The sequence below is a fragment of the Nonlabens sp. MIC269 genome, assembly GCF_001430865.1.
In the GTDB taxonomy this organism is placed as follows: Bacteria; Bacteroidota; Bacteroidia; order Flavobacteriales; family Flavobacteriaceae; genus Nonlabens; species Nonlabens tegetincola.
This window is the reverse complement of sequence record NZ_CP011373.1, coordinates 519,322-532,098: the sequence shown is the minus strand read 5'-3', so window position 1 is coordinate 532,098 and position 12,777 is coordinate 519,322. Positions and strand designations below refer to the sequence as shown.

The window sequence follows — 12,777 nt, the reverse complement described above, 5'->3', positions numbered from 1 at the left end:
GTGTGAAAGCTTTATTGTTAACACCTGCATCAATTACATTTGCAGGAAATAGATTTCTGTTAAGATCTATGATATAATTAATGCTTTGTTTGTGGTGTTTTCGCTTTCGCGAAAGCGAACTTAATCTAATAAGAATAGTCAATAATAAGTTATTGTTACTCTTGTTTACAACAGGTGTTATTATCTCTAATGAGTCTAAAAATCATGCATTTAACTAACTTACATCTTATAAACTATAAAAGTTTTGAAGCGGCAGATTTTGATCTGGATGAACGCATCAATTGTTTTGTTGGTAAAAATGGAATAGGTAAGACTAATGTGCTCGATGCTATATATCACCTAGCGCTTACAAAAAGTTATTTCAATCCAATAACGGTTCAAAACATTAAGCATGGCGAAGAGTTTTTTGTTATAAGCGGTGAATTTCTCAAAAATGAACAAGTAGAAAAAATTACCGTAAGCGCCAAACGTGGAAACAAAAAGGTAGTTAAACGCAATGGTAAGATTTACGACAAATTAAGTGAGCACATAGGTTTAATCCCTGTGGTGATCATATCACCTGCTGATAGGGATTTGATTACCGAAGGCAGCGATACTAGGCGTAAATTTCTGGATAGTGTGATATCCCTAGAAAACTCGGTCTATTTCAATAATTTAATAAAGTACAACAAGCTTATTCAACAACGTAATGCGTTGCTCAAGTATTTTGCAGCCAATAGAAAATTTGACAGTGCAGCTTTACAAGTTTATGACGAGCAGTTGATTCCTTTAGTCAAAGAAATTCACCTTACAAGGGTTGAGTTTTTAGAGCAGTTCTTACCAATATTTAAAGATTTTTATGCTCAAATTTCGAGTAGTAGTGAAGAGGTTACGATTCATTATAAATCGGACCTGCATAATACTAGTGCTGCACAGCTCTTTACACAAGCGCAACAAAAGGACATGCATTTACAATACACTAGTGTAGGTGTGCATAAGGATGATTTAATTTTTACTTTGCAAGATCATCCAATTAAAAAATACGGTAGTCAAGGACAACAAAAAAGCTTTTTGACAGCTTTGAAGTTGGCCCAATTTCAATTCATCAAAGAACGTAGTGGTGTAACTCCTATTTTGTTATTGGATGATATTTTTGATAAATTAGATGAAAACCGCGTGAGTCAGCTCATCAATATGGTAAATGACGATAGATTTGGTCAAATTTTTATAAGTGATACGCACACAGATAGGACTGAAGCTGTTATTAAAACTACTGATCAATCTTATAAGATCTTTGAATTATGAAACTAAGAATAGTACTGTTAATAGCTAGCTTATTATTTATTTCATGTAGCAGTGATAGTGATAAAAAACTTGAATTACTGGATGGTTATTGGAATATTGATACGGTTATTTTACCGGATGGTAGTGAGAAAGAATTCCCTTTTTCTAACCATATGGATCATTTTGAAGTAGAAGGACTGAACGGTGTAAAACATAGAGTGAGCCCTACTTACGATGGTGGTTTTGTAAATTATGGCAGTCCGGTGTACTTTAAATGGCAAGAAAACGAAGATGAACTAATTCTTATTTTTAAGGAAGGAGATAATTCTTACCAGCAAAGTGTTGAAGAAGTGACAACTACCGATCTAGAACTGAAGCACGAAAACGGTACTATTTATTCATACAAACGATATACGTCTAATGAGGAATAATAAAAAAGAAGATTTTGTAGATATGAAAGAGGTCTTAAAAAATTTTAAGACTGAAAATAACCTACAAAAAGGTTTTGATAAAGTTGACGTTAATAAAGCCTGGGAACAAGTAATGGGTCCTGGAATTTCGAACTATACCACTCATGTAAAGTTTGATAACGGAACTTTATTAGTTTCTCTATCTTCTTCTGTACTTAGACAGGAATTGCTTTACGGAAGATCAAAAATTGTAGAAAATCTAAATGAGCATTTAGGAAAGGAGCTCATCCAGAAAATTATATTGAGGTAATTATTTAAAATTAACTACGGTTTCTTCCTCTTCTTCGCGACGTGCTTTCTTTTTGTTCTCTAGTGCAAGTTGTTTTTTGAATATCTTATTATAGAGTTCTTTTAAGCTATCAAAATCCACCGAATATTGTAATCCAATTCCTTGGGTAAAGTCCTCCTGTTGACCTAATTGCTGTAAAGTGTTTTCTCGATTAAATAGTTTTAATCTTAATGAGCCGTCGTCATTAAGTAAAAATTCAATTTGTACATTTCCTATCACCGTACGTTCTGTAGATGATGTGTTACCAACTGGAACCCCTAATTTCCCGTTTATAAGGACACGGTCATTGATTTGTGTACTTAAGGTTATACCGAATCGATCGGATCTTTGTAAATCAGAATTTGGATTACGTTCTGACGCCTCGTAATTCACACCAAATTGTAGCTTACTGTCTTCTCTATTCACCAAATCATTTACAATTCCCGTAACACTTTCAACTACGTTTCCTGTTACAGCATTTTGCCCAATACTATTTGGATTGTAAAAGGAACCAGTTGCAACCAGGGATAGTGCCTGTAATTGACGTTGTGCTTTATCTTGTAAACGGTATTGAAGCTCGGAACTTACAACACTACCGGCGCTAGGAAATTGTATGTCAAATTCTGGATCAAAGTAAGTTAAATCACCTTGTAATTCCGTAACAACTTCTACTGGGATTTGTGCATTAAGGTTAGGATTATCTAATAGGATTGATGGGTTTGCATTGGTATAATAGGTGGCTTTTACATCAATATTTGCATTGAATGGATCACCATTCCAGTCGATTGTACCACCAGGTTGAATGATAAAGTTCTTATTTACTATACCTGCATATTTGAAATTGTAAATACCATCGGTAACAATAAAGTCACCATTCATAATAAATTTACCATTTGTATTGATCTCTAATAATAAATTTCCTGCACCGCTACCTTTAAGGTAACTACCGTTAGTAGGATCTACGGTAATTTCAACCTCAGCTTCAGGAGTAATGTTTAAATCAAAATTGAGTTCAAGTCCGTCCACATCGTTTATAGCTACATCTTCTCCATTAAGTCTAGCTTCTTTTTCTTCTGGACTTAAAAAATAAATCGCGCTTGTATCTCCTAAAGATTCACCATCATCTATAGGTATTTTAAATACAGTGCCAGCACCAGTAGTAGCTACAACATCGATTACTAGAGATTCTGCAGGGCCTTTAATGGTTGCATCACCATTGATAAATGCTGTACCGTAATACAGAGCGTCAGGTGTGAGTTCCGTATTTAGAACTAATAACCTATCAGAAGCAAGAGCTAAATCCAATTCCCAGAAACCAAAGTTTTTATGTCGTATTTCGCCAGTTAACTCACCTGTAGTTCCATATTTAGTATCTGTAAGTTCTACTGTGTTAAAATCAAAACTGCCAGTTGTTATAGTAATTTCTTCCTCTTCACCAAAATCAAAGTCTGTATTTAAATAAGGAACTCTTAAACCTGCATTTTTTAATAATAATTCACCGTCAAGATCAGGTTCGACTAATCTACCTGTAATGGCAACTTCGCCACTTGCAAAACCTCTCATGTTATCTAATACAATACCACCTAGTGGACTGAGCGCTATTAAGTTGAAATCATTAAAATAAGTTTCTACATTTATAGTACTGTATTTTCCACTTGTGTCTATGGTTCCTTTAGCCTGAAAAGATTTGTCGTTTTTATTTTTAAGTTGAGCATTGACGTTATAGGCGGTAAGGGCATCGTTTCCTTTAACTTCTAATGCAAAATCTCCTAATGGTGTTTCATTTACGTTTAAATCAGTCACCGTAAAATCAGATACTGGTGCATAATTCCCATTTTTTTGTGAAACCGATAGATAGCCGTCTAATTTACCTTTCATACTTAAGCTATCAATAGGTTTAAGTAAACTAGAAAGCCTAACGTTTTCAAAATCTAAAAAGAGATCTTTATCTTGAGTTCCATTCATGTTTCCAGAAACAACAACTTTCTCTTTTTTATGTTGAGCTACTATCGTATCCAATTTGAAGTCCTTAAAGTCATGATCAAAAACTAATTGAACATTCTCCTGCTTTTTGTTGAGCAACCATTCCTTTCCTCTAAAATTGATGTCGCTTTTACGAACTCCTATTACCGAATTATTGTCGCTGTTAACTGTATGATAGAAACTTAAGTTGAATTTTTCACTATTATCGTCGGACCCTACAAACTCTGTTCTAAATAGCAAAGTGTCTTGTCTAGTAACATTAATGAGCTGGAAATCGTCTATGTCATAAATACCATTTTTAAAGTTTTCAACTTTAATATATGTATTAAAAAGAGGGTTTTGATTATTCACTTGAACGTTCACATCGTCCAATTTCATGTCATAAACTTGTACTTCTGGAGTTCTAAAGTTCATTCGGAACTCGGCTTCATTACTAGCCACCTCGCCCTTAAGAATTGTGTTTTCACCAAAATCTAAAAACGGAAAAACAAGATCAACGATTTTATCATATATTTTGAATTCATATTTCAAATATTGATCTTGAGTTATACTTTCTGATTTATAATTTGTGTATACATTACCTATACTATTCTTAAATAACTCAGGAATTTCCTCAATTATAAATTTACCCGATAGTTCACCTTCAATAATATCTGTACTATTAATGGTAATAAATCGTTCTTCTTCTTTAAAATAAGAGGTGATTAAAAAGTCTTCAAAGAAGAATTTTTTATTAGGATTTGTATACGAAGTATTTTTAAACTCAATAGTTCCCGCTGCGTCATCAAGGTTAGTACCCTTCATTTTCATGGCAACATTTCCCTGTAGGATGGCTATTGAATCACGAGTGAATAAATTAATGGCATTTAAATCTGCTTTTTCAATATTGGCAGTGAAGTCATAAGTATTTATGTCGTCAGAAAAGTCCGCTAGCCCATCAAATGTAAGCTTCAAATTAGGATCGTTGACAACGAGCTCACCATTGAACAAAGGTTTCTTTAAGCTACCGTTAACTCTAATATTTCGGTACGTGTAACCATTGAATTCAAACCTACTAATACTTCCTTTAAGTTGACTGTTTGCATTATTAGGATTAAAACCACGCCCATTCACATCGAGGTTAAGTGTCGTTTTACCTAAGGAAGCTACGCCTAATAATTCGCCCAGATTAACAGATTTTAAAATTATATTACCATTATAACCTATTTGATCTGATTGTATTTCAGTCAAGGTTAATTGAGTATCAAAATTACCTTTACGAGTAGTTCCTGTTAGGTTAGAAACAACAGTGTTTGCATTTACACTAGCATACCCTTTAGCCTTTACGATGCCTAAACTATTAAGCTCTTTAGGCATTTTTCCGTTAAGAATATTAGGCAAAAACTTCTCTAGGCTACTTTTTGAAACTTGCAGATTTTCAAAATCACCTTCAATAAAAAAGTTTTCCTCATTTTCAATGAGGTTTTTAAAATGCATATCACCTTCTATAACTATTTCATCAAGGGATTGTGCTTTTAAATTATCAACTTTAAAATCATTTAAAACACCAGTTAAATCACCAGATATAGTTACCCTTTCATTTGGTGTTATCTCGTTATAAAACCTTCTTAAATCGTTAGTGTCAAAATCACCTTCACTTATCTTAAAGTCCCAATTTACTTTATTGACAAAATCAACAAAGTCTTTTCTGTCATAGGTAAGTTGTAGATCACCCTTAAGAGTAGAGTTCTCAGTTTTTATAGAAAGGTTAGGGACCGATATATTCTGTGGAGTATACGTTAAGTCGGCAACGAGGTCAGTTATCTTTAAATATTTTGTACCGTTTATTTCTGTCATTGCACCATTGTACATGTCAAAATTAGACGACTCAATAGGCACAATAATGTCGGATCCATCAATGGTTAAAGATGCAGCAGTAGCATTAAAATTGGTAGCTATAAATGATTCTGGATACCTTAAATTTTCATCTATTATTTTAATATCTGAATTTGTAATTTCAAGATCACCTGTAGTTAGTACGAATTTACTGCTTGATGTAGATGTACTGTCAGAAAGCTTTTCAATAAATATTTGCAGGTTATCGTCCTCTTCACCTTTATACCTTTTCAAATTGAAAACCACACCATCTAAAGAGGTGGAACCAAGGTTAGGTTGCCCGTCAAGTAAATTCCCTAAACTTAAAATAGAACTCTCTAACCTGTTGATAAAAAATAAGGTGTCACCACGATGATCTAGACTCAAAACTTCTTTAAGAGCCACATTTCCGTCATACGTGATTTGAACTCTTTTGACATCTAGATTAATATCATAATCCTCATTTAAAGAGTTAGTTAAGTACTGTGCGGTTGAGGTTTGAACACTAGGAATACTAAATACTATAACTACTACCAAAAATAGTAGGAGTAAAATAAGCACCGTGCGTATTAGTATTTTAAAGAGTCTTTTTATGGTAGAACAGTTATTTTTGCAAAGATGACCAAATTTTGTGCCTAAAAGACATAATGAAACTACAAAATTCTTACATACTTGCCATAGAATCATCTTGTGACGATACGTCTTGCGCAATTTTAAAAAATAATCAGGTGCTCAGCAACGTAACTGCAGCACAAGCTATTCATGAACAATATGGTGGAGTAGTGCCAGAATTAGCTTCAAGAGCTCATCAATCCAATATTGTTCCCACAGTTGATGTCGCTATCAAAAATGCCGGTATTGATAAAAACGAACTTACAGCTATAGCCTTTACAAAAGGTCCAGGTCTTATGGGAAGTTTATTAGTAGGAACAAGTTTTGCAAAATCTCTTGCTCTTTCGCTTAATATTCCGTTAATCGATGTTCACCACATGCAAGCTCATATACTAGCTCATTTTATAGATCATGGTCAACGAGTTCCTGAGTTTCCTTTTTTAGGAGTTACTATAAGCGGTGGACACACACAAATCGTAAAGGTGACCGATTATCACAAAATGGAGGTTATAGGAACCACTCAAGACGATGCAATAGGTGAGGCCTTTGACAAGTCTGGAAAGTTGATGGGACTAGGATATCCTGCTGGACCTCAAATCGACAAACTAGCTCAATTAGGTAATCCGTCTGCCTTTGAATTCCCTATTCCCAAAGCTCCTGGGCTCAACTTTAGTTTCAGTGGATTTAAAACTGCAGTATTGTACTTTTTACAAAAGGAGAAAAGTAAAAACCCAAATTTTGTAGAAGAAAATCTAGCCGATTTGTGCGCTAGTATTCAACACACGCTCATTAAAATTCTATTTAAAAAGCTAGAAAAGGCTGTCAAGGAAACAGGTATTAAAAGAGTGGCAATCGGCGGTGGAGTAAGTGCAAATTCAGGAATAAGGACTGCTTTACAAGCAAAACAGCAGCAAGGTTGGGACATCTTTATTCCTCCTTTTGAATACACAACGGACAACGCTGCCATGATAGGAATAAGTGCCTATTTCAAATATTTGAATCAAGAATTCTGCGGTTTGGACGTGAGTGCCGCACCTAGATTATCCATGTAATGCAATTATTTTATTTCGGAAAAATAGAACCAGACCAATCTTCTATAGAATTACCTAAAGATGAGACACGGCACATTTCACGAGTTTTACGTAAGAAACAAGGCGATCAAATTCATATTACCGACGGTAATGGTAGACTGTTTCTAGGGACAATTATATCAATTACTAGTACAAAATGTGTGGTTAATCTCGCTTTCGCGAAAGCGGAATCACAACCAACATCTAGTTTACACATTGCCATTGCACCTACCAAAATGAATGACCGTATGGAGTGGTTTTTAGAAAAGGCCACAGAAATGGGAATAGCTAGGATAACTCCTATACTATGCGACCATAGTGAGCGTAAAAAAATCAATCTAGAACGTTTTGAAAAAATTGTGGTAAGTGCGATGAAGCAAAGTAACAGATTGTTTTTACCTGTCCTTGATGAACTCACGGATTTTAGAGAATTTCTTTTATCAACTCATGGAAGTAGATTAATTGCGCATTGTGAAGAGGACGGAGAAAAAAGTGAACTTATCAATGAATTGCAACCTCACACATGTTTATTAATAGGTCCAGAAGGCGATTTTTCAAATGAAGAAATAGAACTCGCAAAATCTTCAGGTTTTAAACCAGTGTCATTAGGACCTACTCGACTGCGTACAGAGACTGCTGGAGTCTACGCAGCAGCAATATTTAATGCTACTAAATTGAATTAGATATAGTTGCGGCTATAATTTCGTTGTTTTTGTTTTTTACGATAAGAGCAATTTTATAGCTGTTGGTTAAGGGAAAGCGATTAGGGATGTCTATACTGGATTGCCCTTTTTTGTCTATTGTTCCTATGCGTTCTTTGTATAAAACAATGTGAGTTTGATGTAATTCATTACCTTCATTTTCTCCTGAATCAATAAGGGTGGTTTGTTCCTCTAATAATAAGGCTAGGTGAGCATCTTCATAATCTTCCACGTTAGATAAATCATAGGTTATATCTAGATGATTTTTTTTACGCTTTACGATAGGAGTGGTTATTTTTATTATCTGATGGCTGTTATTAAGATAGGTGTTCAGTTTTTTAATATCATTACCAGAAAACTCCTCCATTCCATTGACTACCACTTGTGGTGTGTAGTTATTGAGCTCAAATTTTGAATTGTAAGCGGTTTGATATTCGTCAAAGTCTCTTCTTGAAAAACGATCTATCCAACCTAGTTTATTCCAGTATGTTACCGGATAACACAGTGTTACAACGTTAGGGTAATGTTTTATTTGGCTAATGGTAGCCTCTGCACTAGGACAATCTGCACATCCTTGTGAGGTAAATAATTCTAGCACCACAGGATAATCGCGCTCTACCGCTGGAATGGGTAGTTGCTTATTATTGTAATGGCTGTATGTTATAATTCCTACTATACCAAAAAAACTTAGCAAGGGAACTATGTATTGGAGTTGGTTAAATTTCATTTTATTATTTTCAAATATAACAAAGTCAGTAATCTACTCTCTTATCTATATTCATCTACAGGTAAATATTTGTTCCTTTTGAAAATGGAATGTTGTATTTTGCAAAACTATGAGAAAGATTTTAATCTTATTGTTATTTCTTACAGTATCTGTGTTAAACGCGCAACAGCTGGCTGTTTTGAAGTATAATGGCGGTGGTGATTGGTATTCAAACCCAACTGCTGTTCCCAATCTTATTATGTATTGTAATGAAAATATAGGCACTACCATTGATCGAGAGGTAGCTACTGTAGAACCTGGTTCGGTGGACATTTTTCAATTTCCATACGTGCACATGACAGGTCACGGTAATGTAATTTGGAATGATGATGAGGTTGAAAATTTACGTAATTACTTAATGAGTGGCGGTTTTTTGCATATAGACGATAATTACGGAATGGAACAGTATTTAAACAAGGAGTTAATAAAACTATTTCCACAACAGGAATTAATCGAATTGCCAGCAACTCATCCTATATTTAACAATTATGCCAGTTTTCCATCTGGTTTGCCTAAAATCCATGAACACGATGGTAAAAGGCCACAAGCTAAAGGATTGTTTTATGAAGGTAGGTTGGTATTATTGTTTACAGTAGAAAGTGATTTAGGCGATGGTTGGGAAAGCCCAGAGGTTCATAATGATCCACCAGAAGTTCGCAAAAAGGCACTTGATATGGGTGCAAATATTATCAAATACGTTTTTTCTAATTAATGAGTTCGTCTGTGTCATCAAAAACTATATCCTTTGGGATTTTAAGAGCATTAGCTTTTTTACTGGGATTATTTGTTCTAGCTTGGTTTCTATGGTCTATTACTGCTGTTCTAGCATATATTGGAATTGCAGCGGTATTATCTCTTATAGGTAGGCCTATTGTCATGTTTTTAAGAGACCGGTTAAAGTTTGGAAACACGTTTGCTGTTTTACTTACTTTGGTTTTTTTACTTATACTCATATTAAGTGCAGTTTCATTATTAATTCCACTAGCCATTGAGCAAAGTGACAACCTGAAGTTGTTAGATAATGATGAGGTATCTCGAAATTTAGAAATTTTTGCCAATCAAGTAAGTGAGTTTTTTGGAATACAGCGTGTTAACATCTATGAGCTAGTTAAAGAAACAGAGTATTATCAAAAATTTAATCTAGGATTTTTCTCAGACCTGATTATTCAACTTTTTAGTGCCTTAGGAGATTTTGCAATAGGATTATTTTCTATAATGTTCATTACTTTTTTCTTACTAAAAGACAGTCGGCTGTTATTAGAAGGAATATTGGTTTTTTCAAAGGAAGGTAATGAAGGTAGGTTTTTGAGAGCCTTTACTAAAATCAAACAGCTTTTATCCCGATATTTCATAGGTCTTGTTTTTCAAGTACTAATTTTATTTGTCCTTTATACCATTATTCTGATTATCACTGGTACAGAAAATGCCATATTAATAGCATTTTTCTGTGCGCTATTAAATCTTGTACCCTACCTAGGTCCGGCAGTAGGATACGTTCTTATGAGTGCATTTGTAATTACGGATAATTTAGGAGCAAACTTTAGTGAAGTCATCTTCCCTAAATTGATCATTATTGCGGTAGGATATGGAATAGTTCAAACTATTGATAACTTTCTTAATCAACCTTTAATATTTGGTAAGAGTGTAAAATCACATCCATTAGAAATTTTCATCATCATCTTAATAGCAGGAATAGTATTTGGAGTGGTAGGGCTAGTTCTAGCAGTACCGACGTACACAGCTATTAAAGTAATCGCTCAAGAGTTTTTAAGTGAATATAAAATTGTTAAGAAGTTAACTCGTAATTTGTAATGAATGAGCATCTTACTGATAAAGAAGTAGTAGCCTATTTAAAAAAGATAATTCATAGCAATCCGCTTGATATAGCTCTTAAAAAATCTCCCTTTTCCAATGTGTATTCTAACCAACTAGCTCAACAGCTAGCTGGTATGCAAATCGCTCGTAAAAAATTTCCAGATCTCTATGAAAATAGAGAAATTATCTATCCGCCTAAAGTAAATCTTGAACAAACGAGTTCGCAAACGGCCGCTTCTTACAAAGCGTCACGAATTAAAGGGCCCATTATCGACCTCACAGGTGGCTTTGGGATTGATTGTTGTGCGTTTTACCAACATTCGAGTAAAGATGTCACTCACGTTGAATTAAATCCAGATTTACAAACCTACTCTGAGCATCTATTTAAAACTTTGGATTATGGCATTCATTCGGTTAATGCAAACGGACTCACGTATTTGAAGGAAACTGATAGGCACTTTGAATCGATTTATTTAGATCCTAGTCGTAAGACTAGCTCAAAAAGCAAAGCATTATTTATTGAAGATTACGAGCCCAATGTGTTAGAATTTAAGGAATTGTTGTTAGCTAAAGCAAATCAAGTCTGGATTAAAACGTCACCCATGCTAGATTTATCACAAGGCATTCAACAATTGCAAAATGTTCAAGAGATACATATTGTGGCTGTTAAAAATGAAGTGAAAGAGGTTTTATGGAAATTAGATAAATTAACTAATTACTCTCCTGTGATTCATTGTGTTAATTTGGAAACCAATCAAAACGTATTTCAATTCACATGGGATAGTATTTCTCCTATCTCGAACTATGAATTGCCACAAACTTATTTAATTGAACCTAATGCAGCCATAATGAAGTCTCAAGGGTTCAGCGAGTTTTCAAAGAAGTATGGCTTAGATAAGATAGACGCAAACAGTCATTTATTCACAGCTACGACAATTGAGCCTGGTATTCCTGGTAGAGTTTTTAAAATAAAAGAGATTGCTCCTTATCAACCTAAATCTGTAAAAAAGAAGTATGGAAATCAAAGATTTGGTGTAGTAACTCGTAACTTTAAATTGAGTGTACAACAACTCAGGCAAAAATTTAAATTAGGAGAGCATGAGACAGACTATTTATTTTTTACTACTGTAAAAGGAAGTCTTTCGGTCATACGAGCACAAAAAATTTAATATTCCCACATACGTTTTTTATTCAATTCCTCTTGTGCGTTCAATTCTTCTTGTGGAATTACTTTTAAAAAACTAGGGTGTTGTTCAATAGCATATTCAATTTTCTCCACAAGGTCATCTACACTAATAGTATCATAATCAATGTCTAGAGGTTCTTTAATAATAAAGGATTGTAGAATATTTCTCTTTTTAATTCGAAGCCCTTTTTTATCAAAGCTTCTTCTAAAACCATCAATAACAATAGGAACCACTATAGGCTTGTATTGTTTGATTATGTGAGCGGTTCCTTTTCTTATAGGTTTAAACGGTTTAGTTGTTCCTTGCGGAAAAGTAATTACCCAACCATCCTCTAAGGCTACACCTATATTTTTTGTGTCATCAGGATTTACAGATCGTTGAATCTCCTTACCCTTTGCTCGCCAGGTTCTTTCTACTGATATGGCACCAGCATAAGCAAGAATTTTAGGCAGTAATCCACTGCGCATGGTTTCTTTTGCTGCTACGTAATAGATGTTAAGTTTAGGCTTCCATAGGTAACCTATATTTTTAATCGTATTTTCTCTTCCTTTTAATGCAGCATTGAATACATGAAACATGCAAACTACATCGGCAAAATAAGTTTGATGATTAGATATAAATAAAACATGACGATCTGGAAGATCTCTTATGATCTCACTACCTTCTATATGTAATTCATTAAACCCTTGATAGCGTCTATGAGAAAGTAGACCTGCAATTCTAATCAACCACTTTTTCAAAAAAAGAATATGTCCGAAAGGATTTTTCTTTAATAATCCCATATAAAT

11 protein-coding genes are annotated in these 12,777 nt (G+C 34.2%); 8 read left to right on the top strand and 3 right to left on the bottom strand.

The window, feature by feature from the left end:
• The first annotated feature begins 204 nt into the window (after positions 1-204).
• From AAT17_RS02445 to AAT17_RS02435, 3 genes are read left to right on the top strand one after another with little or no spacing between them, the layout of a single operon-like run.
• Positions 205-1,284, top strand: a complete 1,080-nt coding sequence (locus AAT17_RS02445; protein ID WP_060524945.1) for a DNA replication/repair protein RecF — start codon at positions 205-207, stop codon at positions 1,282-1,284.
• Positions 1,281-1,694: a lipocalin family protein gene (locus AAT17_RS02440; RefSeq protein ID WP_042278421.1), complete on the top strand. Its 414-nt coding sequence runs from the start codon at positions 1,281-1,283 to the stop codon at positions 1,692-1,694. Before AAT17_RS02445 ends, AAT17_RS02440 begins: the two co-directional genes overlap by 4 nt.
• Positions 1,684-1,983, top strand: coding sequence for a DUF721 domain-containing protein (locus AAT17_RS02435; protein WP_042278422.1), 300 nt, complete (start codon positions 1,684-1,686; stop codon positions 1,981-1,983). The genes AAT17_RS02440 and AAT17_RS02435 overlap by 11 nt, the downstream gene beginning before the upstream one ends.
• Here the strand turns inward: AAT17_RS02435 and AAT17_RS02430 are convergent, their stop codons facing one another.
• Positions 1,984-6,375 carry a translocation/assembly module TamB gene (locus AAT17_RS02430; RefSeq protein WP_253279784.1) on the bottom strand — a complete coding sequence of 1,464 codons (4,392 nt, stop codon included), beginning with the start codon at positions 6,373-6,375 and terminating at the stop codon, positions 1,984-1,986.
• A gap of 110 nt (positions 6,376-6,485) precedes the next feature.
• On the opposite strand from AAT17_RS02430, the gene tsaD reads away from it, so the two are divergent.
• Together tsaD and AAT17_RS02420 are read left to right on the top strand one after the other, a co-directional pair.
• Complete coding sequence (gene tsaD, locus AAT17_RS02425) at positions 6,486-7,502, top strand: tRNA (adenosine(37)-N6)-threonylcarbamoyltransferase complex transferase subunit TsaD (RefSeq protein ID WP_060522804.1); 1,017 nt, start codon at positions 6,486-6,488, stop codon at positions 7,500-7,502.
• The gene (locus AAT17_RS02420) at positions 7,502-8,203 is read left to right on the top strand and encodes a 16S rRNA (uracil(1498)-N(3))-methyltransferase (RefSeq protein ID WP_060522803.1); all 702 of its coding nucleotides are present in this window, start codon (positions 7,502-7,504) and stop codon (positions 8,201-8,203) included. The genes tsaD and AAT17_RS02420 overlap by 1 nt, the downstream gene beginning before the upstream one ends.
• Here the strand turns inward: AAT17_RS02420 and AAT17_RS02415 are convergent.
• Positions 8,190-8,948 (bottom strand): DUF1223 domain-containing protein, encoded by a 759-nt coding sequence (locus tag AAT17_RS02415; RefSeq protein ID WP_060522802.1) that lies wholly within the window; start codon positions 8,946-8,948, stop codon positions 8,190-8,192. The two genes, AAT17_RS02420 and AAT17_RS02415, sit on opposite strands and share 14 nt — an antisense overlap.
• A 109-nt stretch (positions 8,949-9,057) precedes the next feature.
• On the opposite strand from AAT17_RS02415, the gene AAT17_RS02410 reads away from it, so the two are divergent.
• From AAT17_RS02410 to AAT17_RS02400, 3 genes are read left to right on the top strand one after another with little or no spacing between them, the layout of a single operon-like run.
• A complete protein-coding gene (locus tag AAT17_RS02410) occupies positions 9,058-9,699 on the top strand; it encodes a DUF4159 domain-containing protein (RefSeq protein ID WP_060522801.1) in 642 nt (213 codons plus the stop codon).
• The gene (locus AAT17_RS02405) at positions 9,699-10,799 is read left to right on the top strand and encodes an AI-2E family transporter (RefSeq protein WP_060522800.1); all 1,101 of its coding nucleotides are present in this window, start codon (positions 9,699-9,701) and stop codon (positions 10,797-10,799) included. Before AAT17_RS02410 ends, AAT17_RS02405 begins: the two co-directional genes overlap by 1 nt.
• On the top strand, positions 10,799-11,971 hold the full coding sequence (locus tag AAT17_RS02400; RefSeq protein WP_060522799.1) for a class I SAM-dependent methyltransferase: 1,173 nt from the start codon (positions 10,799-10,801) through the stop codon (positions 11,969-11,971). Before AAT17_RS02405 ends, AAT17_RS02400 begins: the two co-directional genes overlap by 1 nt.
• Here the strand turns inward: AAT17_RS02400 and AAT17_RS02395 are convergent.
• Positions 11,968-12,771, bottom strand: a complete 804-nt coding sequence (locus AAT17_RS02395; RefSeq protein ID WP_042278430.1) for a 1-acyl-sn-glycerol-3-phosphate acyltransferase — start codon at positions 12,769-12,771, stop codon at positions 11,968-11,970. The genes AAT17_RS02400 and AAT17_RS02395 overlap by 4 nt on opposite strands.
• Positions 12,772-12,777: the final 6 nt, after the last annotated feature.

Bases quoted from the DNA above. Each gene is read 5' to 3' on its own strand.
- AAT17_RS02445 (WP_060524945.1), top strand. From the start codon at position 205: ATGCATTTAACTAACTTACATCTTATAAACTATAAAAGTTTTGAAGCG.
- AAT17_RS02440 (WP_042278421.1), top strand. From the start codon at position 1,281: ATGAAACTAAGAATAGTACTGTTAATAGCTAGCTTATTATTTATTTCA.
- AAT17_RS02435 (WP_042278422.1), top strand. From the start codon at position 1,684: ATGAGGAATAATAAAAAAGAAGATTTTGTAGATATGAAAGAGGTCTTA.
- tsaD (WP_060522804.1), top strand. From the start codon at position 6,486: ATGAAACTACAAAATTCTTACATACTTGCCATAGAATCATCTTGTGAC.
- AAT17_RS02420 (WP_060522803.1), top strand. From the start codon at position 7,502: ATGCAATTATTTTATTTCGGAAAAATAGAACCAGACCAATCTTCTATA.
- AAT17_RS02415 (WP_060522802.1), bottom strand. From the start codon at position 8,948: ATGAAATTTAACCAACTCCAATACATAGTTCCCTTGCTAAGTTTTTTT.
- AAT17_RS02410 (WP_060522801.1), top strand. From the start codon at position 9,058: ATGAGAAAGATTTTAATCTTATTGTTATTTCTTACAGTATCTGTGTTA.
- AAT17_RS02405 (WP_060522800.1), top strand. From the start codon at position 9,699: ATGAGTTCGTCTGTGTCATCAAAAACTATATCCTTTGGGATTTTAAGA.
- AAT17_RS02400 (WP_060522799.1), top strand. From the start codon at position 10,799: ATGAATGAGCATCTTACTGATAAAGAAGTAGTAGCCTATTTAAAAAAG.
- AAT17_RS02395 (WP_042278430.1), bottom strand. From the start codon at position 12,771: ATGGGATTATTAAAGAAAAATCCTTTCGGACATATTCTTTTTTTGAAA.